The following is a 23,076-nucleotide window of genomic DNA, read 5'->3' as shown; positions in this document are numbered from 1 at the left end:
GCTCATTCAGCATCGAAGACGATCTCCTCTTGCCGTGGTTCCTCGGACTGCGGCTGCGGATCGATCACTTCATATGCTTCTGCTTCGATGTACTCGACTGGTTCTGGTTCAGAAGTGATGTCTTTTCGGACCACTTCATCCTGCGCAACTGCCTGCTGAATCTCAATGGAGATCGGCAGGTACTTCCACATGTGCCGGATGACAGTCTTTTTGGCCATTTCCTCATAGTCCGTTACCCACGGACCGTTATTGGCTGCTTTTGAACGCTTGCGACGTTTTTCAATCTCCTCTTTAGGCATGAATTCGAATTGATAGCCGCCGTCTTTGAAATGCGCAACCGCATAGGCACCAATAAACTCACCGCGGTTTGTCATCGCTGGCTTATGAACGAGCTTTGGATGTAAGCCGTACTCATATTCGAACGTGTCGTTTTCGTAAACCGCATGAGCATAAATGCTTTCGATATTTCCGCTGCGCCGTGCTAGGTCGATCATGCCTTTATAGCCAATGATGAATTGCACATCGGATTGTCCTGTTTTCCCATTCTTGAACGGAACGAAGTAGCAATGTCCAATGAGTCCCGGCTCTAACCCAAGCTGCGCGGCCTGCATGACTGCACCAAGGAGAGAAGGAACCGAGCATTCCAACAGTTTCGGATTCGTCCGGATTGTCGTCAACGCAATGCGCGCCATACGGTCAGCGTCCATGTGTTTAGGAAGAGCTTTTTCGATTTCCGGCCCCATCTTTTTGAGATATGCTGCAATCGTTTGGGCTGGAGTAGGCGCTGCCGCCTCTGTTTTGTTCGCTTTATTTGCAAGCTGATTTTTTAAAGATTGATTTGTTGCCATATAATATGACCTCCTATTTCTTTTTGAATTGCTGTGCCGCAGGGCAAGTTGCCCAGTGAGGGATATGCCCTTTGACAACTTCGCCCTTTGCAGTCACTACGGTAATAATTTCAATATCAACCGGCATGGCTTTGCCGGCGGGTGTTTTAATCCACTCGATTTCCTTGCCGCAACCTCTGCATTTGGCCATATCCATTCACCTACTTAATGGAGAATCGCCGCGATATCGATTCCCTAGCGACCTCTTGATATATTTCTGGATACTTCGCTTTGAGTAACTTCGTATCAACACGGCTGCTACGAACGTTTTTCCATGTGACGATACGATCACCAGCAAATGCTCTTTCATAATCACCGAGCATAGCCTTGAGCTGATTTTCAGCTTCCTTGCGACGCTCGGCAGCTTCGGCTTCCTCTTGTTTGGCTTGTTCATATTTTGCAATCAAATCGGCAGCATGTGGTGGAAGCTCAATCTCTTCATCGAACTTCGCTGTCGGATACAAAGCTTTTAGCAAATCACTCGAAGCATCCGAACCGTCGAACATCGGCGGATTTTTCTTGAGAACGTGATTGTTCCAAAAGTTTGATTCAATCTCGATGAGGTATCGGATAATCTCCTCATCTCGCTCAATTTTCTTGTAGATGAACTTATTGCCGCCGATGAGAACCGCAATCCACCAAGCATCGTATCCTGTGACAGCCATATAGTGCTGGCATTGAATGAGATACTGCGCTGGAACCTCATCGTCTTTCCATTCGTTTTTTAGATGTTCACTCGCCGTTTTGCACTCAAGTCCAGCTTTTTCACCGACAATGAGACGGTCAACGTTCGCGATCATAAACGGGTGCTCCGGATGTTGTAGGATCGCGTTCCGTCGACGGACCTTCAAGTCCGTTCGCCGGCTGAATTCCTGTGCGACGATATCCTCCAGGATCGTCCCCAGTAGGCCGCTTCGCTGCTCGCATTTTCTTCCTGGGCTTGTCCAATCTTTTCGAGATACACCGCAACAGGAGATTTCCATCTGTCCAATCCTGCAATAGCAGCAGCGTCGCTCCCGCCAATCCCCTTCCGGCGGGCGGCCAGCCACTCTTCATGGCTCATTTCGCTTGTATTTGCCAAAATAACAGCATCCAAGTTTCACACCTCCATTTGATTTTTTTGAGGCGATCCTGTACTATGTAAGTAACAGTTCATAGGGGAATCACCTCTTCGAAGCGCCTCGCTCCCTCCAGCGGGGCGTTTTTCACGCCTGTTTTGGCCAGCCGAACTTGCAGCAATATTCATATGCGCACCATTCGTCCTGGTGGATCATCAAGCCGTCGGTAAACTCGAGAATATCGTCCCCTTCATGAATCTCCCCGCCGCATCCTTCGCAGTATCCAATGACGCGTGGTTCCTGAATGCGAATCGGATGCCGGTCGGAAATGATCGGATTCTCGATCATGCCGGCTCACCTCCTTTCAGTGCCTCGAGTCGCTTCCTAATCGCCTGTATGCTCCGGCCGGTTCGGGCAGACAGAACCTCGATCGGCTGAACCCCGTAGTGATGCAGGATGTAGAAATCTTCCTCTTCCGTCCACCTACCGGTCTTGCCGCGAGGACTGGCTTCGTCTTGGCGCCACAACGGCCGGCTGAGCGCTTGCATACGCTGCCCGTGCGGGCATTGTCGGCAAGCGCGAATAGACGCTAGTTCTACTGAAAAAAACTCACAACCGCGACAATGCTGATCGAGTGTCTGTATCACCATCATGCGGATGCGGCGCTTTTCGTCCTTTGTCACACTCTCCACCTCCTTTCTAGCGCGCATCGTCAAAGGTGATAACGCTGATGACCGAGGGATGGAGTCGGCGCAACGTTCCCACCCTTGACGACAGGCGCTAGGCCTGTCCTTGTGCAGGTAGATGGAAATGTGTTATATTGTCATTGGGCTGGTTTTTCTGTGTTGCAACGCCGCTTTGAGGCATTTGCGGCGGATTGCAACTTTTTGTTTTTCCCGTTTCAGCACGGCCACTTCATTCCAATTCCGGCGCCGGCTATGAAGCTCGATTTCTTGCGCCAAACGGGCTTCCCAGCACAAGAGATTCATATATTCATCCCAAGATGGGCTCAAATAGTTCGGTGTGTACGTCATCACTCATTCCCCTTTCTGATAATCGCTGTAATATTGATTCCGCGTTCTTGTAGCGTCGCGATCAGTTCAGCTAGTTGGTCGTGTTCTCTCTTCCGCCGCAGGAGCTCGTCCAACTCTCGACGGCACCGGCGGTATTCTTCAATCCAGCGATCGGCAGCGTCTACATCGCCTTGCTGTAGCTCCATATAGGCTCTCGATACGTAGAATTTGCAGTGTTCAAGCAGGCTGGCGCCGTGCTCTATGTCGCCAGGAAGAACGTTCATCATTTCACCTCCTTCATTCGAGACCGAAGCGTTCTGGATGCGCTTTGATCGCGTCGCGAACCGTATCCACTCCGATGCGGTTGACGTGTTCAACTCCCAGTTCGCTGACACTCAGCTCAAGAATGAAGCTGTCACTGATCGCGCTGATCTCGTAGTACACCCGGCCGTCACCGAAATCCAATTCAGTGACTCGAAAGACATTTCTGACTTTCCATTCAACGAACGCCCGATCTGCTACTTTTCTGACGCCGCTGGGCAACTCATCGAGCGAGATGTTTTTGATTTGCATCATCATTCACTCCTTCTCCCAATTTTTCGATTAGGCGCCACTTGATCCAAATAGGTCGAATTTTCTTCAATCCAGCGAAACACCTGATCGCGAGGATATCGGGCGCGAATGTGCGTGAGCTTTGGAAAGCCTGGAATATCGGTTAAATTGCTTACCGTGGAAAGCTGGACCTGGAAGATTTCTGCTAAGTCTTTCCTAGTTAGGACTGGAGGATAGCTATATCTCTTTCGCCCTTCCTCCACCCCCAACTCATACGCTTGGCGGACGAGATCCTTCACGTATTTATCAATGTCGGGAACCTGCACCACCATTTGCACGACGACTTCCCTTCCTTTTTCGTAGGAATTTCCTCCCTTCTTGTCGAATAGTGACCAGGGAAGGGAGGTGTTCAAATGAGCTGGAATGCAGAAATTGTTTTAAAATCAGGAAAAGTTGTTGCTGTTGCCGACTTAGTATCAATTAATCGCATAAGTCAATCCGACAGCTCTGTTTCTAAAAACACTGACTTTGAAAACTTTGTGCTTCCATCTAAAGGAGTGCTTTCGTTTGTCGGAAAAAACAACATCGCATGGCTCGAAGCGTCTGATATTGAATACTTGTTGTTATTCCGAGTTAACTGATTTCAACTTCCACAAAAAGAGTGCAGCGTGTGCTGTGCTCTTTTTCAAATTCCAATAGTTGTTCAACAATCTGTTTTGCTTCTTCCACGTTTGGGCAAGATATTTTTACTTTCACTTCCATTCCATCTCACCTCCTTCGAAGAATTTTCCTCCTTCCTGTCGAAATAAGACGACGAGTTGTGGATGAATTAACTAAACGTTAATGTTTAGATATTTCGTAAATTTTTCTCGCGATTGTATCGATATCTACCTGAGCCGTCGTCCCTCGGCGGTTTCCTTTTCTAACTTGGTGACACGCGCTTCTAATTCAGCTAACCGTTTCTCGATGTCCATTTCCTCACCCCCTTTCACGCGGTCTATTGCAGGTTTTTCTCCCTTCGCGTTGAAATGTTTATGGAAGGGAGGTGAGACCGTGTTAAAAAACATAGACCCTGAAAAATTTGCTTTAGCTGTTATTAGCTCAGTCTCCACAAATGGCGACTCTCCAGAAACTATTGCGAAAGAAAAACTAAAACTATACGTTGCTGCATTTGAAGAAGCAGTAAATTACAACAAAACAGTTATTGCAGAAAACAAAGGACAAGCCTTAAAGGAGTTTTACGGCAGTAAATAGAACTTTTACTCTTCATAATGGGCGATGATGATCTTTGCGATAACGTAAAGGTCTTCTTCGTCCCATCCTTTTTCGTAGGCAAATTGCAAAAGTTCTTTTGTTTTTGTTAGCGTTTCGTTCGGTAGTTTAATCATGTCTTTCATTCCCCTCACCTCCTTTCACGCGGTTTGCTCTTTCTTCAACAACAATCGAAACGTCTCTCGTCCCTTTGGCGTGATGAGCGTCTGCACGTCAGCTCGTCCGTTTCGTTCCCATTCTTTTAACTCAAACAACTCTGGCACATACGCTGCGTACGGTTTGAGTTTCTTTTTCTGATCGCGATAGACGAATTTATTTTTCAGCAACCAGTCGATGAAGAAACGTTCTTTCACTTGCAATTCTTTCGCTGTATCGCGGAAATTCGTTAGCAAGTTCCGATCAACCAGCGCATCGAAATACTCCACTTTTGGCTTCATCGCCGCGATCTGCTCATTTTGCCGGCGCACCGTTTCCAGCACGCCACGGAACATTAGCTTCGTCTGCTCATCCGCAAACGGAAGATACGTATTGATGAACATGTCCTCGTTCGCGACGTAGCCGCCGGTTCGACGGATGGTTGGGAGGACTACTTCAAATATCCACTTTTCAAATTCCTCCGCCTTTTGTCTGATTTCCGGATTTTTGCTCTGATCAGCCGCCTTAATGATCAAGCGGTATATATCCCCTTCTGGGATAACTTTCACCGTTTGCTCTCCTCCATTAGTAAGGATGCGGTAAGTTACCGCCCCCTTGCAGTGACTTGAAATTGCTTCGTGCGGCCGGCTGTACCCCAATGCTTTTGCAACATCATTACCAACGGCGTGTGGATTGTTGTTAATTTCGACGAATCGAACATCGCCGAACATCGGATGATTAAAAATCTGTAATTGGTTCATTTGGTTTTCCCCTCCACTCCGTTAATGTATTTGATCAACTTTTTGTGCTTATGTTTGTACGCGAGTTGTTTTGCCGCTTTAAGCGATATAAGCCATTTGCCATTGTGATAAGTGAACTCATTGTCCGGAATATCTTTAAAAATCGGGAATTGTTTTTTGAATTCCGACAAACTAACTGGATCCAACTGTTTCACCCCCCACCTTTAGTGAGTTTATCCTGCGTTTTCACCTTTACACTCACATAAAGTGAGATTATGTTTAAAAAAAAGTTCTTCCACGCTCTTTTTATAAAACATGGCAATCTTAATCTTTGTTCGGTCGCTCCCACTTCTCTTCCCTGTTTCTAACATCGCGAGCATCCCGGGAGATATGCCGATTTTTTTTGCAGCTTCTGCCTGCGACAGCCCCAATGCTTTTCTAGCCTTAATCAACTCCTCGTTCAATCTCATCACCTCACTTTCTGTGACTAATTAAATTTTTACACACTTTAAGTGAGTAGTCAATAGGATTTTTCACTTTTTGTGAGAATTATTTATTTACTCACTAATTGTAAGTATAATTGATTGATAAGGAGAGTGATTAAATTGGATAACAAGGTAGTCGGCAAAAGAATTGCATTATTGCGGAAGAAAAGAGGACTTTCGCAAGAGGAGTTTGCAAAGAAAATCAACGTTTCGCCTTCAACTGTTGCAATGTGGGAAGTAGGAAAAAGAGAGGTTAAATCATCGACTCTCTCTGAGTTGGCTGACTTTTTTAATGTATCAACGGATTATCTTCTTGGTAGAACTGATAACCCTTCCTCGTCGCTTCCTGAATTAACTGAAAGAGAAGAACGGAACATTCAAAGAGAACTCGAAAAAATTATTGAGGGGTTAAGTAGTAAAAATGGTTTCGCTGCGTTTGGTGGAATGGACATCGACGAACTCGATGAAGAGGATCGGGAACTGCTGATCGCATCTTTGGAAAACTCTCTCCGCCTCGCCAAGCGCATCGCAAAGCAAAAATTCACGCCGAAGAAATATCGAAAAGAATAACCATCTCCAGGGGGTTCGCTATGGCTGAAAAGATCAAACAAATTGTAGAGAAGATGATCCGAAAGCACGGCACGAACAACCCCTTTGAGATCGCATCACAGAAAGGCATTGTGCTGTTGTTTGAGCCGCTGGGCGGGATATACGGGTATCATCATACGTTCCGTCGGATTCAGATCATTCATATCAATTCAGAGTTGGACGAGCCAATGCAACGCTTCGTTTGCGCGCACGAGCTGGGGCATGCGGTGTTGCATCCCGAACTTAGCACTTCATTTTTGCGAAAAAACACACTTTTCTGTATGGACAAAGTGGAACGAGAAGCAAATGAATTTGCAGTGGAACTTCTTCTCCCAGATGATTGTATTTATACATATCGAAACACTGATATGACCATTTATGAAGTTGCGACAACGTATGGAATACCTAAAGAGGTAGTTCATTTGAAGAAAGAGTTGAAAATTTAAAAGAGCAACGCAAATGGTTGCTCTTTTTAGTTAGCGCGAAACATGCAACGAATTTTGTAATTTGTTTTCCCATTACTATCAACACCAGCATTAACATTTTCATTCATAAAGTCGATAAAATCCTTTAAAGGAAGAGGTGATTTATCGAATGCTCCTTTAGGTGCTTTTTTGGCTACGTCCACGCCGAAAGAAAACAATACCTGTTGGTTTGGTGTTACGTTCATGTCGACAACATTAAAAGAGCTAGCGATGATCGGTAGTTTGTAATGGTTGGCGAATCGATGAATAAAATATGTAAATTTATACCCGTCTTCCGTAGCTTGTTTAAAGTTCATTTTTTTAATTTCGAGATTGTCATATGAAGCAATAAAATTACCTTTGTAGTTACTTGACGGTTCTAAATAAAATTCGCCACCCGTAGAAATTGTTTGAGTTAGGAACGGAACAATTTCTTTTTTAAATAGTTGAATGTCCATTTTTGGATATTTCGCTATGAATTCATCAGCCTCTTTAACCATTTGTTGTTCAAGTGTAAGTTTTGGTTTGTTTGATGATGTGTCTTCTTTACCAAATATTAGACCTATAACTGTAAACGAAACAGTGAGAGTTAAAATGAAAATCCACATAATTTTTGCAATTTTTTTCATACAAATCCCCTACAAATAATTTTTACTCTTTCATTATAGGTATTAATTAACTATTTTTTCTATCATTTTTTAAAAGGAATCCTTGAGGGGGCGGTGCATCTAAAAAATTTTGACTTCCGAATCAAACATATATTTCTATAAAAAGGAGATGATCAGATTGATTATTCACTTGGACGACTATCGTAATAAGAAGAAAAAGAAAACAAACAGCTGCTCAATGGCCAGTATTCCTGTATTTTCACGAATCACCGTAGAGGATGGCAAACTCGTTGGTGTTTTAGAAAACGGTCAGAAAATCATCATCGAAAACTTAGACGAGAAGGAGCGATAACATTGGCTTCGTTCCAAAAGTATAAAACGAAAGACGGCGAGAAATGGATGTTTAAAATGGATGTCGGCATCGATCCGGCGACCGGGAAACGGAAAACGACGACACGTCGAGGCTTTAAGACGAAAAAAGAAGCGCAGTTGGCTGCGGCCAAATTGTACGACGAAATAAATAACGGAGGTTACGTGAAGGACACGAATATACTATTCAAGGATTTCGCACAAGAATGGTTAGCAATATACAGCGAGACCGCAAAAATAAGCACCATTCGCGCCAGGAAACATGAACTGGGGCACTTGATGCGTTACTTCGGCAACTTGAAGCTAAAGGATGTTACACGAAAAATGTATCAAGACATGCTCTTGGATCTCAAGAAAAAAGGATATGCTGACAACACCCTAGACGGAATTCATACAACAGGGAGAATGATTTTTAAAAAAGCGATGGAATTGGAATTGATAAACTCTAATCCTACGGAATACGCCAAGGTGCCTAAGCAGAAAAAAACAGTGGAGGACATTGAAAGCGGCAATAAAGACATGAAATTTTTAGAAAAGCATGAGTTAGCCCTCTTTTTGAAAACAGCCCAAGAACACGGGCTGGCTATGGATTATGTCGTGTTTTCAACCTTGGCATACACTGGTATGCGGCTAGGTGAATTACTGGCCCTTCAGTGGAAGGATATTAACTTTAAAGAACATACCATTGCGATTACAAAAACGTTGTACAGCCCTAGAAACAACGAAAGATATTATCAATTACTGCCCCTAAAACACAGGGATCCATTCGAACCATCAAAGTCGATCCAAACATCATTTCACTTCTAAAGAAGCACAAAGCTGAGCAAAATGAAATCAAATTGCGAATGGGAGAGTTATATCACGATCTGGGTTTCGTGTTTGCGCGGCCAAGTGGATTCCCTGAAGTGCCTAAAAAAATTGAAATCAGAATGAAGCGACTACTGAGAATCGCAAACATTCATAAACATGTAACACCTCACTCCCTTCGGCACACTCATACTAGTTTACTTATTGAAGCAGGAGTGGGAATCAAAGAAATCCAGCAGCGCCTCGGCCATGCAGATATCGAAACAACCATGAACATTTATGCGCATCTAACAAAAGATTTGGAAGAAAGAGCTTCGCAGAAATTTAGCGAGCTTATGAGCAACTTCATCAAAAATTTGTGATTTTCGTGGTCAAAATGTGGTCAAAACAAAAAGAACACCGGGGAGAACCCCAGTGTTCCAAAGGGTTGGAGGCGATGATTACATCATGCCGCCCATATCCGGCATGTTGTTGTTGCCTTTGTTTTCTTCCGGTTTGTCGGCAACGACCGCTTCTGTCGTCAAGACCATTGCGGCGACAGATGCAGCGTTTTGCAGCGCCGAACGAGTGACTTTCGTCGGGTCCACGATGCCAGCTTCGATCATGTCGACCCATTCGCCTGTTGCCGCGTTGAAGCCAATGCCCGGTTTTTCGTTTTTCAGGCGCTCAACGATGATCGAGCCTTCCAGACCAGCGTTTTGCGCGATTTGACGAACCGGTTCTTCGATCGCGCGCAAGACGATTTTCACGCCGGTTGCTTCATCGCCTTCCGCTTCGATGGCCGCAACTTTGCTGTAGACGTTCATCAACGCCGTGCCACCGCCAGCGACAATGCCTTCTTCAACCGCAGCACGAGTCGAGTTGAGCGCATCTTCAATGCGCAGTTTGCGTTCTTTCAATTCCGTTTCTGTCGCTGCGCCCACTTTGATGACCGCTACGCCGCCAGCGAGTTTCGCCAAGCGTTCTTGCAGTTTTTCGCGGTCGAATTCCGAAGTCGTTTCTTCAAGCTGCGCACGGATTTGGTTGATGCGCGCTTTGATGCGATCCGAATCGCCAGCGCCTTCGACGATCGTCGTCGTTTCTTTCGTAACAACAACTTTCGACGCACGGCCGAGCGAAGCGATCGTTGTCGATTTCAGTTCGCGGCCGAGCTCTTCGGAGATGACTTCACCGCCCGTTAAAATCGCGATGTCTTCGAGCATCGCTTTGCGGCGGTCACCGAAGCCAGGCGCTTTGACAGCTACCGCATTGAACGTGCCGCGCAATTTGTTGACAACAAGCGTCGCGAGTGCTTCGCCTTCAACATCTTCCGCAATGATCAAAAGCGGACGGCCTTGTTGCACGACTTGCTCAAGAACAGGCAACAGTTCTTGGATGCTCGATACCTTCTTGTCCGTAATCAAGATGTACGGATTTTCGAGAACGGCTTCCATTTTTTCTGTATCCGTAATCATGTACGGCGAAACGTAACCGCGGTCGAATTGCATCCCTTCGACAACGTCGAGTTCCGTCGTGAAGCCTTTCGATTCTTCAAGCGTGATGACGCCGTCATTGCCGACGCGTTCCATCGCTTCAGCGATCAATTGGCCGACTTCTTCGTCAGCAGCCGAGATCGCAGCCACTTGGGCGATCGATTCTTTTCCTTTGATCGGTTTGGAGATGGCTTTTAATTCTTCAACCGCTACCGCTACCGCTTTTTCAATCCCGCGGCGGATGCCCATCGGATTGGCGCCAGCTGCCACGTTTTTCAATCCTTCACGGATCATCGCTTGAGCCAATACGGTAGCCGTTGTCGTCCCGTCCCCAGCGATGTCGTTCGTTTTGCTGGCGACTTCAGCGACCAGTTTCGCGCCCATGTTTTCAAACGGGTCTTCGAGTTCGATTTCTTTCGCGATTGTTACCCCGTCATTCGTGATGAGCGGAGAACCGAATTTTTTCTCCAATACGACGTTGCGGCCTTTCGGACCTAATGTGACTTTCACTGCGTCTGCGAGTTTGTCCACCCCGCGCAACATCGCACGGCGCGCTTCTTCGCTGAACTTAATTTCCTTTGCCATACCCCGTTACCTCCTTATGAAATTGTTGGACTGCGTGCCACAAGTTAAGTATCCGATTCAATACCCAGTATGTTTTCGGAATGTTTATGTGATGAACGCATATATTAGCGGATGACAGCCAAAATATCGCTTTCGCGCAAGATTAAGTATTCTTTGCCGTCGTATTTCACTTCTGTGCCCGCATATTTCGAGAAGATGATGCGGTCGCCGACTTCGACTTCCGGCGCGATGCGTTGGCCGTTATCGAGCACGCGGCCTGCACCGACAGCAACAACGCGGCCTTCTTGCGGTTTTTCTTTCGCCGTATCCGGCAGAACGATGCCGCTAGCCGTTTTTTCTTCTGTTTCCACGACTTCAATGACAATGCGATCGCCTAATGGCTTCAACACGGGAAACAACCTCCTTAACGATAGTTTTCGCCGTTCTTATTAGCACTCGTCACTATTGAGTGCTAACACACTTATAATATTAATGAACTTCTTTCCGTTTTGCAAGTAGGAAATGCAAAAAAATAACGGTTTTTCTCTCCTAAAGAAGAAAGAGCAAAAGGAGCCGGTTGTTTTGCCTCTACTCCCCATCCGCGCGGAGCCCGTTTTCATTATTTCACATTCCTCGGACTGATAAACGGCTCCGATTCATTTTTTTGCGGCGGTGAAGTGGGATGCGAGGATGCAGTTTTCTTACTATTTTCGCTATACATGTGCTACAATACGGATATAATTTGAAATAAAAGGGGTAGAGGGTTTGAAACGCAACCACTGGTACGTCATCATCACGTATATCGTCATGCAGCTGTCCGCCTTTGTCGGCGTGCCGCTTCTTCGCGCCCTCGGCGTCGGCCAAGGAACGGAAAGCCGCCTCGAAGCCGCCAAACTGGCTTCCGGGTATTGGGCGATCATTAGTTTCCTGCTCGCTTTTGTCATTGTCCTATGGCTGCTCCGCGGTGACCGCAACGAACGAATGATGCGGCGGCTGCCGCTTGGTTCCTCGTGGATGTGGGCGGTCTTGGGCGTCTTTTTGGCGCTCACGGCGCAAAGCATCGCCGCCAACATCGAATGGCGGCTGCTCGGCATCAAACCAGGGTCGGAAAATACAAGGCAAATCATCGATATCATCCGCCTGACGCCGCTGCTTATCGTCGTCACCTCCATCATCGGCCCGATTTTGGAGGAGATCATCTTTCGCAAAATCATTTTCGGCTCGCTTTATGAAAAATACAACTTTTGGTTGGCGGCGCTTGTCAGTTCGCTTTTGTTTGCCATTGTCCATATGGAGCCGGAACATTTGCTTCTGTACACATCCATGGGGATGGTATTCGCGTTTTTATACGCGAAAACCGGACGCATTTTCGTGCCGATTTTCGCCCATGTCTCCATGAATACGTTCGTCGTCGCCATGCAGACGCTGTTGGCCGACAAAATTGAGAACATGATGCGCCAGTCCGAGCTGCCGCTCGCCGTTTGGAGGGTTTGGCTATGATGCGAAATCCTCGGCTGTTTTCGCTTCTGTATTTCGTCTTAGGCTCAATGTTTACGTATTTGGCCATCGAAAGTGCTCATGAAACGGTTTGGAACGTCTCCACCATCGCTTTAGCGGCGCTCGCTGCCTTTGATTTCGGCACCGCCCTTCGCCTTCTTTTCGCCTCAAAACGCTGACCCCTTCCCGTGATTCGGACGGGAAGGGACCAGAACATCAATCTCATGACGGCGATCATATTGTGAAAATGGAAACAAAAAACAAGAGGCCGGCCTCAAAGTCCTGTTTTGTGGCTTTTGAGACAGCCCCTTCGTTTGGCCCGGCCTTGCTCGCTTTCCTCTTCATGTTTTTCCTCCCGCCTCACTCATTGCCTTCCTCCTCGGCTGCTCGCTGCGCTTTCCGATAGCCGATGCGCGCCACCCAAATGCTTCCTTCATACAAAATGGTGAGCGGAATCATGACGATCACTTGCGACAGCACATCCGGCGGCGTAATGACCGCCGCTAAAATAAGCAGCGCCAAATACGCATACTTGCGGATGCGAACAAGAAGCTGCGGCGTAATAAGCCCTAAGCGGGTGAAAAACAACACGACGATCGGCAGCTGAAACACGATGCCAAACGGCAGCACGAGCTGAAGCAAAAACTGAAAATATTCATTAATGCCGATCATTTGTTGAACCCCTAGTTGGTCAGCCAGCTGGCTCATAAATCGAACGACAAACGGAAACAAGACGAAATAAGCGAAGCTGACGCCTGCTAAAAAAAGAACGATCGACGCCGGGATATAGCTTAACGTCACTTTCCGCTCTTTTTCATACAGACCGGGGCTGACAAACGCCCAAATTTGATACAACAGCACCGGAGCCGATAGCACAGCCGCGATGACAAAGGCAAACTGAAAATACACTTTAATCGGATCGGTGAGGCGGAAGGCGTTCATGGTCAAATGCTTCGCCTCGGCCGTTCGCTGCAAATACAAAATGACATCATCGACAAAAAAGAAACTAACGACAAGCGCCGCAGCAAAAAAGATGAGCACGATGATGAGCCGTTTTCGCAGTTCACCCAGATGCTCATACACCGACATTTCTTTGTCATTCATTGTTTCTCCATCCTGCCTTGTCATCGGTCGTTTTTCGTTTCTTCGTCATCAGCGAGCCCTTTTGTGGCGTCTTTAAACTCGCGAAGCGACTGGCCGAACGACCGCCCTAATTCCGGCAGCTTTTTCGTGCCAAACAGCAACAAAATCACAGCAACGAGCAACAAATATTTCATGTGTTGTTCTCTCCTTTTTACGATGGCGATGGATAGTTTTTCAAAAAATAGACGAGCGACTGCAGCTCAATGGCTAAATCGATATGATGGACGCGAATATGGTTCGGCACGTTCAACCGCGCCGGAGTAAAGTTTAAAATGCCTTTAATTCCTTGCGCGACAAGGCGGTCGGTCAGCGCTTGAGCCGCGGCGGCCGGCACGGTTAAAATGGCGACCGGGATGTTTTCGTGAAGCCGCTCCTCCAACTCATCGAGATGATAGACCGGCACCCCGCCGACTGTCGTCCCTACTTTCCGCTCATCGACATCAAACGCCATCACGATTTTCGTATTGTTGTTTTTCGAAAAATTATAGTTTAAAAAGGCGGTGCCTAAATTGCCGACGCCAAACAAGGCGACTTCGGTCACCTCATCCTCTTCAAGCGTCCGGCGGAAAAACGACAACAAATAATGGACATTATACCCGTATCCCTTTTTGCCAAGCGCGCCAAAATAGGAGAAATCACGGCGGATCGTCGCCGGATCGACTTTCACCGCCTCGCTCAACTCGGCAGAGGAGACGCGTTGCTTGCCGGAAGCGTGCAAGTTTTTCAAAAACCGATAGTAAAGCGGCAGCCGTTTGGCGGTTGCCTGCGGAATTTTCGGTTGTTCGTTGCTCATGATCTCATCCCCTAGCTAATCGGTTTTCCGTCGGTAATGGCCAGACTTCCCGCCCGTTTTTTCGACCAAATACGTCGGACCGATGACCATTCCTTTATCAAGCGCCTTGCACATATCGTACACTGTCAACGCACAGACCGAAGCGGCCGTCAGCGCTTCCATTTCCACTCCTGTGCTCCCTTTCGTTTTCACCGTTGCCGTGATGACGAGCTTATGCGCTTCTCCATCGTTTTCCCAAGCAAAAGCAATGTCCACACCCTTTAACATAAGCGGGTGACACATTGGAATAAGGTCAGCTGTCTTCTTCGCCGCCATCACCCCCGCCACTTGAGCGACGGCGAGCACATCCCCTTTCTCGATCGCATTGCTCGTCATTTTTTCGTAAATTTCCCGGCTGACAGTCACGCTCGTTTGCGCCACAGCCACTCGCACAGTATCTTCTTTGTGCGTAATATCAACCATTTTCGCGCGCCCTTGTTCATTGAAATGAGTGAACGATGACAATACAATCTCCTCCATTTATACACTATACACGATTTTTCATCATTCGTCTTTGACCGTTTTCGCGACTTGCGTTAAACTATTCGCGAGGTGACGGACATGATCATTTTGCAAGTGCACGGGCTCACGAAATATTTCGGCGCTGACCTTATTTTATCGAATATAAAACTAGAAATACAGTCCCGCGACCGAATTGCCCTTGTCGGCCGCAACGGAGCGGGAAAATCGACATTGTTGAAAATCATCGCCGGTGAACTCTCTTTCGACAGCGGCAAAATCATCAAACCAAACCATATCAAAATCGGCTATTTGGCGCAAAACAGCGGGCTCGACTCGCCGCGTTCCATTTGGGACGAAATGCTTGAGGTATTCACCCCGCTTCTCGGACTCGAAAAACAGCTCGCCGAACTCAGCATGCAACTCGGCGACCCGGACGTACTCGCCGATCCCGCTCGCTATGAAAAAACGCTGAAAATGTATGACGAGCTGCAAGAACAATACAAAGAACAAGGCGGCTACCAATACGAAGCCGACATCCGCTCCGTTTTGCACGGGCTGCAGTTTTCCTCATATGATTATAAAACTACGCCGGTCTCGTCGTTAAGCGGCGGACAGCGGACGCGGCTTGCCCTTGGGAAATTGCTGTTGTCCAAGCCGGATTTATTGATTTTGGACGAGCCGACGAACCATTTGGATCTTGAGACGCTCGCCTGGCTGGAGCAGTACTTGCAAGCCTATCCCGGTGCCGTCCTGGTTGTTTCCCACGACCGCTACTTTTTAGACAAAATCGTCACCGACGTATACGAACTGTCGAATGCCACGCTCAAACACTATGCCGGCAACTACAGCCGCTATTTGGAGTTGCGGGCCGAGCAATACGAACAAGAGTTAAGACGGTACGAGAAACAGCAAGAAGAAATCGCCCGACTCCAAGACTTCATCCAGCGCAACATCGCACGTGCCTCGACGGCCAAACGGGCGCAAAGCCGGCGAAAGCAACTGGAAAAAATAGAACGGCTCGAACGGCCTGTCGGCGATGAAAAATCAGCCTCCTTTTCGTTCTCGATCGATCGACCGAGCGGCTATGAAGTGCTCACCGCTGAAGACATAGCCGTTGGCTATGACGACGGTGCACCCATCATCCGCCAAATCAGCTTCCGCATCACGCGCGGCGAAAGCGTCGCCCTAGTCGGGCCGAACGGCATCGGCAAGTCGACATTGCTGAAGGCGATCGCCCGAAAACTCCCTATCCAAACAGGAGAGCTCCGCTACGGCGCAAACGTCCAAATCGGCTATTACGATCAAGACCAAGCTGATTTGTCATCGAACAAACGGGTGCTTGACGAGCTGTGGGACGCCTACCCCGAAAAGACGGAAAAAGAAATTCGCACCGTGCTCGGCAACTTCCTGTTTTCCGGCGATGACGTTTTAAAACCGGTCTCCGCTTTAAGCGGCGGGGAGAAAGCACGCCTTTCGCTCGCCAAGCTGATGCTGCAAAAAGCAAATGTCCTTCTTTTGGACGAACCGACAAACCATCTCGACCTTGACAGCAAAGAAGTGCTCGAGCAAGCGCTCATCGACTACCCGGGAACGATTTTGTTCGTTTCCCACGACCGCTATTTCATCAACCGAATCGCAACAAAGGTGTTTGAACTTTCCAGCGGAGGCCTAACGGAATACTTAGGCGACTATGATTACTACATCGCCAAAAAAGAAGAAATGCGCGAATTGGCGCTCCTGAACGTCCGCCCGACAGAAACGGCAAGTGATTCTGCCAAAACGACATACGAGCAAGAAAAAGAGGAAAAAAAACGACGGCGCCAGCGCCAACGCCGCTTGGATGAAATCGAAGCCGAGATTGCAGCGCTTGAAGCACAAATCGCTGAGATCGAGCAAAAACTTTGTGATCCATCCGTTTACGGCGACTATGAGACGATGCAACGATTGACGCAAGAAAACGACGAGCGGAAGCAGCGAGTCGAAACGTTATTGGCCGAATGGGAACAGCTTTATACTTCACTATAACCGACAACCCGCCTCTAGTTTCGGCGGGTTGTTCTTTAGTTAGTCACATTATCCACAAAAGAATCCACAATTTCCACCATGGAATATAAGTTATTCACCAACTTTTCCACATTATCCACAAAAAACATCTTCCTTTTGCACAAAAATCGCTGTGTATTGTTTTTCTTATGTTGATCATGTTTTACCGCTTTTTCCACATTGTCCACAGATTTGTGGATAAAAATATACACAAACTTTTTTCACATGAAAACAAAAAGGACGATCCGTTTGCCTGCCGCAAACGGATCGCCCTTCGGTGTCTTTCGCGTTTCAGCCAACTGCCTAGACAAGCGGCAAGCTTGGATTGGCGTTGAGCGCCAAATCAGCCCGCTTTCCTTGTTGATATAACACTGTTCCCGCAACGGCAATCATCGCAGCATTATCGGTGCATAGCGATAACGGCGGGATGACAAGCTCCACATCGGGGAGCTCTTTCATTTTATCCTGCAGTGCAGCCCGCAGCCCGCGGTTGGCCGCCACCCCCCCGGCGAGCAGCACTTGCCGTACGCGGTATTCTTTGGCGGCCTGCACCGTTTTCGTCACCAGCACATCGACGACGCTGGCCTGAAAGCTCGCGGCCATCTGTCTCGGATCGATCTCCTCGCCGCGCTGCTTCGCGTTGTGGAGCGCATTGAGAACCGCCGATTTTAAGCCGCTGAAGCTGAAATCATACGAACCTTCCTCAAGCCACGCTCGCGGCAAATCAATCACTGGCTCTCCCTCATGAGCCAGCCGGTCGATGTGCGGTCCTCCTGGGTACGGAAGGCCTAAAGCCCGCGCCACCTTGTCATACGCCTCACCGGCAGCGTCATCGCGCGTTTCACCGATCACCGCAAAATTCCCATGCTCCTTCATGAACACGAGTTCCGTATGACCACCGGAAACGACGAGCGCCAACAGCGGAAACTTCATTTCAGCCACTAATTGATTGGCGTAAATATGACCGGCGATATGATGCACCCCAATAAGCGGCAATCCATGGGCAAACGCTAACGCTTTCGCCGCGTTGACCCCGACAAGAAGCGCTCCGACAAGCCCCGGTCCGGCCGTCACCGCCACCGCATCAAGGCCCGCAAACGATACGCCGGCCTGCTGCATCGCTTCTTCAATAACGAGCGTAATTTGCTCCACATGATGGCGGGAAGCAATTTCCGGCACGACGCCGCCAAACCGCCGATGGCTTTCCATTTGCGACGCCACTACATTCGATAAAACCTCTCTTCCGTTTTTCACGACTGCTGCCGCCGTTTCATCGCAGCTCGTTTCAATGCCTAATACATATACGTCCTCATTCATCTCAGCTTCACCCACATGACTAACGCGTCTTCAAAGTTATCCGGATAATACCGTTTGCGAATGCCTCCGTTGCGAAACCCTAGCTTTCGGTACAGCGACTGGGCAACATGATTGGACACGCGCACCTCAAGCGTCATCGTCGCCGCCCCGTGCTGCCTGGCCATGTCCATCAAGCGCCGCATGAGCGCTTCACCAAGCTTTTGCCCACGAAACTGCGGCAACACGGCTACATTCGTCACATGCGCCTCATCGATGACAAGCCACATCCCACCATACCCGATGATCCGCCCGTTGTACACCATGACGATATATTTGGCGTAGCGGTTGTACATGAGCTCGTTGTAAAACGATTCACGGCTCCAAGGCGAAGTAAACGATGCCCGCTCGACTTGCACGACTTCATCAATGTCATGAATGGTCATTGGCCGAAATTGAACATTGATCCCCATCGTTCTGTTCCCCTTTTTGTTTCGCGAGCCATTTCGCCTCCGCCTCGGCAAGGCGGAGGTAGTTCGGCACAAACACATGGGCGTTCTCGCGCTCTTTTTGTTTGCCTAGCATCACCAACTCGCTCGGACGCGGCAACGCCAAAGACGACGGAGCCACGTGAACCCGTTCGCCTAAATGACTTCGAAACAAATCACGATATAGCGGTGCATCCGCACCAATGAACAATACATCCTCTTCCCGCTCGCTCAACCGACGCGCCCACTCATCCGCCGCCACAATCCGATCCTCCTCAAGGCAGCGGAGCGCACCGCCTTCGTAGCGATAAAGCCCCGTGTAAATTTGTCCGCGCCGTGCGTCAAACAGCGGAACGATCACCCCAGGAAAATAACGGCCATTGGCGGCGAGCACCTCAAGGCTCGACACTCCGGCGATCGGAATACCGAGCGACCAGGCAAGCGTTTTCGCAATCGTCACGCCGATCCGCACCCCGGTATACGACCCCGGCCCTTTCGCTACAACGATTAAATCGAGATCTTTTGGAGCAACGTCACATCGTCGAAGCAACAACTCAATGGCTGGCATCGCCCGGGATGAATGGTCTTTTTTCACATTGGTGATGAATTCCCCTTTCACGACATCACCATCTACCAACGCAATGCCAAGCGGCATATTCGATGTATCAATTCCCAATACTTTCATGACGGAAAAATCTCCTTGCACAACTGTTCATAACGCTCCCCCGACGGCTCAAAGCGAAGCAACCGCTCATCGCCGCCACGATGAAACAAGAAAACGGTCAGCCGTTCCTCAGGCAACTGGCCGGCGATCAAATGCGCCCATTCAACAACCGTGACGCCATCGCCAGCAAAATATTCGTCAAATCCAAGATCTTCCCATTCATCTTCAAGTCGGTATACATCCATATGATAAAGCGGAAGCCGACCATCATATTGCTTAATAATGGTAAACGTCGGGCTATTGACCGTTTGCGTAATGCCCAGCCCTTCAGCAAGACCTTTCGTAAACGTCGTCTTTCCCGCCCCGAGATCACCTTCTAATGCGATGACCATTCCCGGCTCAAGATGTTCCGCCAGCCGGCGGGCCACCGACTTCGTTTCTTCCGGAGAATGCACCAAAATTTCAATTTTTTTCATTTTGTTCTACCTTATCCCCTTTTATCATCTTCACTCTTGCTTTTGAAATTGTATCATATCCGAACATCTTGCCGCCACTTCCAAAACGAAAAATAGGCATAGGAGAAAAGGAAAAACAAAAAGGACGATCCCGCGCAGCCTTTTGGCTCGCTGACAGATCGCCCTGTTGCGCAATCGCCCCTAAAAAGAAAAAGGGAATGAGGCGTGTCGAAACTCCCTGGTGAATGAAGCTGCCTAGCAGCGACCTACTCTTGCAGGGGCGCTGGCCCCAACTACCATCGGCGCTGGAGGGCTTAACTTCCGTGTTCGGGATGGGAACGGGTGTTTCCCCTCCGCTATAGCCACTAGGCAAGCGGTTGGATTTTGACATCATTTATTATACTTGAAAAACAAACAATGTCAAGAAGGAAATTCATTCCTTCAAAACTAGATAACCGTCGGAAGAAGCCGCTCGCCTGCGCTTTTCGCATTGTCCAGCTCCGGCTCGCCGCCGCTCGGGGTCAAATAACCTTCGCCTTCGGGATGTGAACATCCCTGCAGGCGAAGAACATTTGCCCGTCGCGGCGACCCGCTCGCCTGCGCTTTTCTTTGTCCAGTTCCAGCGCCTAGCTCTCTTCTGCCAAATAACCTTCCCCCTCGGGGTGCAAGCACCCCTGCGGGTGAAGAACATTTGGCTTCGAGAGCTAATCGCGGCGCTTTCACTTTTCTCACTAGGTCAAGCCCTCGATCGATTAGTATCCGTCAGCTCCACGTGTCGCCACGCTTCCACCTCGGACCTATCGACCTCGTCATCTTCGAGGGATCTTACCCGCCTAACGCGGTGGGAAATCTCATCTTGAGGGGGGCTTCACGCTTAGATGCTTTCAGCGCTTATCCCGTCCGCACATAGCTACCCAGCGGTGCCCCTGGCGGGACAACTGGTACACCAGCGGTGCGTCCATCCCGGTCCTCTCGTACTAAGGACAGCTCCTCTCAAATTTCCTCCGCCCGCGACGGATAGGGACCGAACTGTCTCACGACGTTCTGAACCCAGCTCGCGTACCGCTTTAATGGGCGAACAGCCCAACCCTTGGGACCGACTACAGCCCCAGGATGCGATGAGCCGACATCGAGGTGCCAAACCTCCCCGTCGATGTGGACTCTTGGGGGAGATCAGCCTGTTATCCCCGGGGTAGCTTTTATCCGTTGAGCGATGGCCCTTCCATGCGGAACCACCGGATCACTAAGCCCGACTTTCGTCCCTGCTCGACCTGTCCGTCTCGCAGTCAAGCTCCCTTGTGCCTTTGCACTCTCCGAATGATTTCCAACCATTCTGAGGGAACCTTTGGGCGCCTCCGTTACCTTTTGGGAGGCGACCGCCCCAGTCAAACTGCCCACCTGACACTGTCTCCCACCCCGCTAAGGGGTGCGGGTTAGAATTTCAATACCGCCAGGGTGGTATCCCACCGCCGCCTCCACCGAAGCTGGCGCTCCGGCTTCCCAGGCTCCCACCTATCCTGTACAAGCGATACCAAAATTCCATATCAGGCTGCAGTAAAGCTCCACGGGGTCTTTCCGTCCTGTCGCGGGTAACCTGCATCTTCACAGGTAGTATAATTTCACCGGGTCTCTCGTTGAGACAGCGCCCAAGTCGTTACACCTTTCGTGCGGGTCGGAACTTACCCGACAAGGAATTTCGCTACCTTAGGACCGTTATAGTTACGGCCGCCGTTTACTGGGGCTTCGGTTCGCACCTTCGCTTCCGCTAAGCGCTCCCCTTAACCTTCCAGCACCGGGCAGGTGTCAGCCCCTATACGTCGCCTTTCGGCTTCGCAGAGACCTGTGTTTTTGATAAACAGTCGCTTGGGCCTTTTCACTGCGGCTCTTCAGGGCTCTTCACCCCAAAGAGCACCCCTTCTCCCGAAGTTACGGGGTCATTTTGCCGAGTTCCTTAACGAGAGTTCTCCCGCGCGCCTTAGGATTCTCTCCTCGCCTACCTGTGTCGGTTTGCGGTACGGGCACCTCTTCCCTCGCTAGAGGCTTTTCTTGGCAGTGTGAAATCGGGGACTTCCGGATCACTCCGTCGCCGTCACCGCTTGGCCTTATGATCCGCGGATTTGCCTGCAGATCAGCCTCACGGCTTGGACAGGCTCTTCCAGCCGCCTGCTCACCCTATCCTCCTGCGTCCCCCCATCGCTCAAACGGGAAGAAGGTGGTACAGGAATCTCAACCTGTTGTCCATCACCTACGCCTTTCGGCCTCGGCTTAGGTCCCGACTAACCCTGAGCGGACGAACCTTCCTCAGGAACCCTTAGGCTTTCGGCGCAGAGGATTCTCACCTCTGTTTTCGCTACTCATACCGGCATTCTCACTTCTAAGCGCTCCACCAGTCCTTCCGGTCTGGCTTCTCTGCCCTTAGAACGCTCCCCTACCGATGACCAACGGTCATCCCGCAGCTTCGGCGGCACGTTTAGCCCCGGTACATTTTCGGCGCAGAGTCACTCGACCAGTGAGCTATTACGCACTCTTTAAATGGTGGCTGCTTCTAAGCCAACATCCTGGTTGTCTTTGCAACTCCACATCCTTTTCCACTGAACGTGCACTTCGGGGCCTTAGCTGGCGGTCTGGGCTGTTCCCCTCTCGACCACGGATCTTATCACTCGCAGTCTGACTCCCGGGCATAAGTCATTGGCATTCGGAGTTTGACTGGGTTCGGTAACCCGGTTTGGGCCCCTAGCCCAATCAGTGCTCTACCTCCAAGACTCCTAAACCCGAGGCTAGCCCTAAAGCTATTTCGGGGAGAACCAGCTATCTCCAAGTTCGATTGGCATTTCACCCCTACCCACACCTCATCCCCGCACTTTTCAACGTGCGTGGGTTCGGGCCTCCAGCCGGTGTTACCCGGCCTTCACCCTGGACATGGGTAGATCACCTGGTTTCGGGTCGACGACGACGTACTCACACGCCCTGTTCAGACTCGCTTTCGCTGCGGCTCCGCCTCTCCGGCTTAACCTCGCACGCCATCGTCACTCGCCGGTTCATTCTACAAAAGGCACGCCATCACCCATCAACGGGCTCTGACTACTTGTAGGCACACGGTTTCAGGTTCTCTTTCACTCCCCTCCCGGGGTGCTTTTCACCTTTCCCTCACGGTACTGGTGCACTATCGGTCACTAGGGAGTATT

Annotated in this window: 30 protein-coding genes, 2 rRNA genes and 2 pseudogenes (1 of these 34 only partly in view); 9 read left to right on the top strand and 25 right to left on the bottom strand. The window is 49.4% G+C overall.

Annotation, left to right across the window (positions count from 1 at the left end):
- Nucleotides 1-2: 2 nt before the first annotated feature.
- From recT to A0V43_RS16795, 8 genes and pseudogenes are all read right to left on the bottom strand, one after another.
- Nucleotides 3-848, bottom strand: a complete 846-nt coding sequence (gene recT, locus A0V43_RS16830; RefSeq protein WP_063193606.1) for a recombination protein RecT — start codon at nucleotides 846-848, stop codon at nucleotides 3-5.
- A 13-nt stretch (nucleotides 849-861) separates the two neighbouring features.
- Complete coding sequence (locus tag A0V43_RS19890; protein WP_164834628.1) at nucleotides 862-1,038, bottom strand: hypothetical protein; 177 nt, start codon at nucleotides 1,036-1,038, stop codon at nucleotides 862-864.
- A gap of 10 nt (nucleotides 1,039-1,048) precedes the next feature.
- Nucleotides 1,049-1,983: pseudogene (locus A0V43_RS16825) on the bottom strand (YqaJ viral recombinase family nuclease).
- Nucleotides 1,984-2,092: 109 nt separating this feature from the next.
- Entirely contained in the window at nucleotides 2,093-2,293 is a 201-nt protein-coding gene (locus A0V43_RS16820) for a hypothetical protein (RefSeq protein ID WP_063193605.1), read from the bottom strand.
- A 467-nt stretch (nucleotides 2,294-2,760) separates the two neighbouring features.
- On the bottom strand, nucleotides 2,761-2,979 hold the full coding sequence (locus A0V43_RS16810; RefSeq protein WP_063193604.1) for a hypothetical protein: 219 nt from the start codon (nucleotides 2,977-2,979) through the stop codon (nucleotides 2,761-2,763).
- Nucleotides 2,979-3,245: a hypothetical protein gene (locus tag A0V43_RS16805; protein ID WP_063193603.1), complete on the bottom strand. Its 267-nt coding sequence runs from the start codon at nucleotides 3,243-3,245 to the stop codon at nucleotides 2,979-2,981. Before A0V43_RS16805 ends, A0V43_RS16810 begins: the two co-directional genes overlap by 1 nt.
- Nucleotides 3,246-3,255: 10 nt before the next feature.
- Nucleotides 3,256-3,531 (bottom strand): hypothetical protein, encoded by a 276-nt coding sequence (locus tag A0V43_RS16800; RefSeq protein ID WP_014194702.1) that lies wholly within the window; start codon nucleotides 3,529-3,531, stop codon nucleotides 3,256-3,258.
- Nucleotides 3,532-3,533: 2 nt separating this feature from the next.
- A complete protein-coding gene (locus tag A0V43_RS16795) occupies nucleotides 3,534-3,842 on the bottom strand; it encodes a phage protein (protein ID WP_033012596.1) in 309 nt (102 codons plus the stop codon).
- An 81-nt stretch (nucleotides 3,843-3,923) separates the two neighbouring features.
- On the opposite strand from A0V43_RS16795, the gene A0V43_RS16790 reads away from it, so the two are divergent.
- Nucleotides 3,924-4,151: a hypothetical protein gene (locus A0V43_RS16790; RefSeq protein WP_063193602.1), complete on the top strand. Its 228-nt coding sequence runs from the start codon at nucleotides 3,924-3,926 to the stop codon at nucleotides 4,149-4,151.
- Here A0V43_RS16790 and A0V43_RS20830 read toward each other — a convergent pair.
- Nucleotides 4,144-4,272, bottom strand: coding sequence for a hypothetical protein (locus A0V43_RS20830; protein ID WP_257722293.1), 129 nt, complete (start codon nucleotides 4,270-4,272; stop codon nucleotides 4,144-4,146). The genes A0V43_RS16790 and A0V43_RS20830 overlap by 8 nt on opposite strands.
- A 291-nt stretch (nucleotides 4,273-4,563) precedes the next feature.
- On the opposite strand from A0V43_RS20830, the gene A0V43_RS16785 reads away from it, so the two are divergent.
- Complete coding sequence (locus tag A0V43_RS16785; RefSeq protein WP_063193601.1) at nucleotides 4,564-4,764, top strand: hypothetical protein; 201 nt, start codon at nucleotides 4,564-4,566, stop codon at nucleotides 4,762-4,764.
- A 5-nt stretch (nucleotides 4,765-4,769) separates the two neighbouring features.
- On the opposite strand, the gene A0V43_RS19885 is transcribed toward A0V43_RS16785, so the two are convergent.
- From A0V43_RS19885 to A0V43_RS16775, 3 genes are all read right to left on the bottom strand, one after another.
- Nucleotides 4,770-4,907, bottom strand: coding sequence for a hypothetical protein (locus tag A0V43_RS19885; RefSeq protein WP_164834627.1), 138 nt, complete (start codon nucleotides 4,905-4,907; stop codon nucleotides 4,770-4,772).
- A 15-nt stretch (nucleotides 4,908-4,922) separates the two neighbouring features.
- Nucleotides 4,923-5,678, bottom strand: coding sequence for a phage antirepressor KilAC domain-containing protein (locus tag A0V43_RS16780; protein ID WP_063193600.1), 756 nt, complete (start codon nucleotides 5,676-5,678; stop codon nucleotides 4,923-4,925).
- 212 nt (nucleotides 5,679-5,890) lie between these two features.
- Complete coding sequence (locus A0V43_RS16775; RefSeq protein WP_429903927.1) at nucleotides 5,891-6,121, bottom strand: helix-turn-helix transcriptional regulator; 231 nt, start codon at nucleotides 6,119-6,121, stop codon at nucleotides 5,891-5,893.
- A gap of 141 nt (nucleotides 6,122-6,262) precedes the next feature.
- Here A0V43_RS16775 and A0V43_RS16770 point away from each other — a divergent pair, with 141 nt between their 5' ends.
- Together A0V43_RS16770 and A0V43_RS16765 are read left to right on the top strand one after the other, a co-directional pair.
- Nucleotides 6,263-6,712 (top strand): helix-turn-helix domain-containing protein, encoded by a 450-nt coding sequence (locus tag A0V43_RS16770; protein WP_053413634.1) that lies wholly within the window; start codon nucleotides 6,263-6,265, stop codon nucleotides 6,710-6,712.
- A gap of 20 nt (nucleotides 6,713-6,732) precedes the next feature.
- Nucleotides 6,733-7,176, top strand: a complete 444-nt coding sequence (locus A0V43_RS16765) for an ImmA/IrrE family metallo-endopeptidase (protein WP_063193598.1) — start codon at nucleotides 6,733-6,735, stop codon at nucleotides 7,174-7,176.
- A 26-nt stretch (nucleotides 7,177-7,202) separates the two neighbouring features.
- Here the strand turns inward: A0V43_RS16765 and A0V43_RS16760 are convergent, their stop codons facing one another.
- Nucleotides 7,203-7,823 (bottom strand): hypothetical protein, encoded by a 621-nt coding sequence (locus tag A0V43_RS16760; RefSeq protein WP_063193597.1) that lies wholly within the window; start codon nucleotides 7,821-7,823, stop codon nucleotides 7,203-7,205.
- A gap of 148 nt (nucleotides 7,824-7,971) precedes the next feature.
- Here A0V43_RS16760 and A0V43_RS19880 point away from each other — a divergent pair, with 148 nt between their 5' ends.
- Both A0V43_RS19880 and A0V43_RS16755 read left to right on the top strand, forming a co-directional pair.
- Nucleotides 7,972-8,154, top strand: a complete 183-nt coding sequence (locus A0V43_RS19880; protein ID WP_236930849.1) for a hypothetical protein — start codon at nucleotides 7,972-7,974, stop codon at nucleotides 8,152-8,154.
- A gap of 2 nt (nucleotides 8,155-8,156) precedes the next feature.
- Nucleotides 8,157-9,340, top strand: a pseudogene (locus A0V43_RS16755) (tyrosine-type recombinase/integrase).
- A 78-nt stretch (nucleotides 9,341-9,418) separates the two neighbouring features.
- Here A0V43_RS16755 and groL read toward each other — a convergent pair.
- Entirely contained in the window at nucleotides 9,419-11,035 is a 1,617-nt protein-coding gene (gene groL, locus A0V43_RS16750; protein WP_063193596.1) for a chaperonin GroEL, read from the bottom strand.
- A gap of 104 nt (nucleotides 11,036-11,139) precedes the next feature.
- Nucleotides 11,140-11,424: a co-chaperone GroES gene (groES, locus tag A0V43_RS16745; protein WP_013144057.1), complete on the bottom strand. Its 285-nt coding sequence runs from the start codon at nucleotides 11,422-11,424 to the stop codon at nucleotides 11,140-11,142.
- Nucleotides 11,425-11,779: 355 nt separating this feature from the next.
- Here groES and A0V43_RS16740 point away from each other — a divergent pair, with 355 nt between their 5' ends.
- A complete protein-coding gene (locus tag A0V43_RS16740; RefSeq protein WP_063193595.1) occupies nucleotides 11,780-12,514 on the top strand; it encodes a CPBP family intramembrane glutamic endopeptidase in 735 nt (244 codons plus the stop codon).
- Entirely contained in the window at nucleotides 12,511-12,690 is a 180-nt protein-coding gene (locus A0V43_RS16735) for a YdiK family protein (protein ID WP_013522803.1), read from the top strand. Before A0V43_RS16740 ends, A0V43_RS16735 begins: the two co-directional genes overlap by 4 nt.
- Nucleotides 12,691-12,871: 181 nt before the next feature.
- Here A0V43_RS16735 and tatC read toward each other — a convergent pair whose 3' ends face one another.
- From tatC to moaC, 4 genes are read right to left on the bottom strand one after another with little or no spacing between them, the layout of a single operon-like run.
- A complete protein-coding gene (gene tatC, locus A0V43_RS16730) occupies nucleotides 12,872-13,615 on the bottom strand; it encodes a twin-arginine translocase subunit TatC (protein WP_013144053.1) in 744 nt (247 codons plus the stop codon).
- Between the two features lie 20 nt (nucleotides 13,616-13,635).
- Entirely contained in the window at nucleotides 13,636-13,788 is a 153-nt protein-coding gene (gene tatA / locus A0V43_RS16725; RefSeq protein WP_063193594.1) for a twin-arginine translocase TatA/TatE family subunit, read from the bottom strand.
- A 17-nt stretch (nucleotides 13,789-13,805) separates the two neighbouring features.
- Complete coding sequence (locus tag A0V43_RS16720; protein ID WP_063193593.1) at nucleotides 13,806-14,447, bottom strand: redox-sensing transcriptional repressor Rex; 642 nt, start codon at nucleotides 14,445-14,447, stop codon at nucleotides 13,806-13,808.
- Between the two features lie 15 nt (nucleotides 14,448-14,462).
- Entirely contained in the window at nucleotides 14,463-14,951 is a 489-nt protein-coding gene (moaC, locus tag A0V43_RS16715; protein ID WP_011229750.1) for a cyclic pyranopterin monophosphate synthase MoaC, read from the bottom strand.
- A 96-nt stretch (nucleotides 14,952-15,047) separates the two neighbouring features.
- On the opposite strand from moaC, the gene A0V43_RS16710 reads away from it, so the two are divergent.
- Nucleotides 15,048-16,973, top strand: coding sequence for an ABC-F family ATP-binding cassette domain-containing protein (locus tag A0V43_RS16710; RefSeq protein ID WP_015373796.1), 1,926 nt, complete (start codon nucleotides 15,048-15,050; stop codon nucleotides 16,971-16,973).
- Nucleotides 16,974-17,294: 321 nt separating this feature from the next.
- Here the strand turns inward: A0V43_RS16710 and tsaD are convergent, their stop codons facing one another.
- The 6 genes from tsaD to A0V43_RS16675 form a co-directional block, all read right to left on the bottom strand.
- Nucleotides 17,295-18,308: a tRNA (adenosine(37)-N6)-threonylcarbamoyltransferase complex transferase subunit TsaD gene (tsaD, locus tag A0V43_RS16700; protein WP_013144049.1), complete on the bottom strand. Its 1,014-nt coding sequence runs from the start codon at nucleotides 18,306-18,308 to the stop codon at nucleotides 17,295-17,297.
- On the bottom strand, nucleotides 18,305-18,757 hold the full coding sequence (rimI, locus tag A0V43_RS16695) for a ribosomal protein S18-alanine N-acetyltransferase (protein ID WP_011229747.1): 453 nt from the start codon (nucleotides 18,755-18,757) through the stop codon (nucleotides 18,305-18,307). Before rimI ends, tsaD begins: the two co-directional genes overlap by 4 nt.
- Nucleotides 18,717-19,457 (bottom strand): tRNA (adenosine(37)-N6)-threonylcarbamoyltransferase complex dimerization subunit type 1 TsaB, encoded by a 741-nt coding sequence (gene tsaB, locus A0V43_RS16690; RefSeq protein ID WP_015373795.1) that lies wholly within the window; start codon nucleotides 19,455-19,457, stop codon nucleotides 18,717-18,719. The genes rimI and tsaB overlap by 41 nt, the downstream gene beginning before the upstream one ends.
- Complete coding sequence (tsaE, locus tag A0V43_RS16685) at nucleotides 19,454-19,912, bottom strand: tRNA (adenosine(37)-N6)-threonylcarbamoyltransferase complex ATPase subunit type 1 TsaE (protein ID WP_013144048.1); 459 nt, start codon at nucleotides 19,910-19,912, stop codon at nucleotides 19,454-19,456. The genes tsaB and tsaE overlap by 4 nt, the downstream gene beginning before the upstream one ends.
- 232 nt (nucleotides 19,913-20,144) lie before the next feature.
- Nucleotides 20,145-20,261: ribosomal RNA gene (gene rrf / locus A0V43_RS16680) — 5S ribosomal RNA — on the bottom strand.
- Between the two features lie 362 nt (nucleotides 20,262-20,623).
- A 23S ribosomal RNA gene (locus tag A0V43_RS16675) occupies nucleotides 20,624-23,076 on the bottom strand (it continues 477 nt past the right edge of the window).

It is taken from the genome of Geobacillus sp. JS12 (assembly GCF_001592395.1).
Lineage (GTDB): Bacteria > Bacillota > Bacilli > Bacillales > Anoxybacillaceae > Geobacillus > Geobacillus zalihae.
This window is presented reverse-complemented; position numbering and strand designations above follow the sequence as displayed.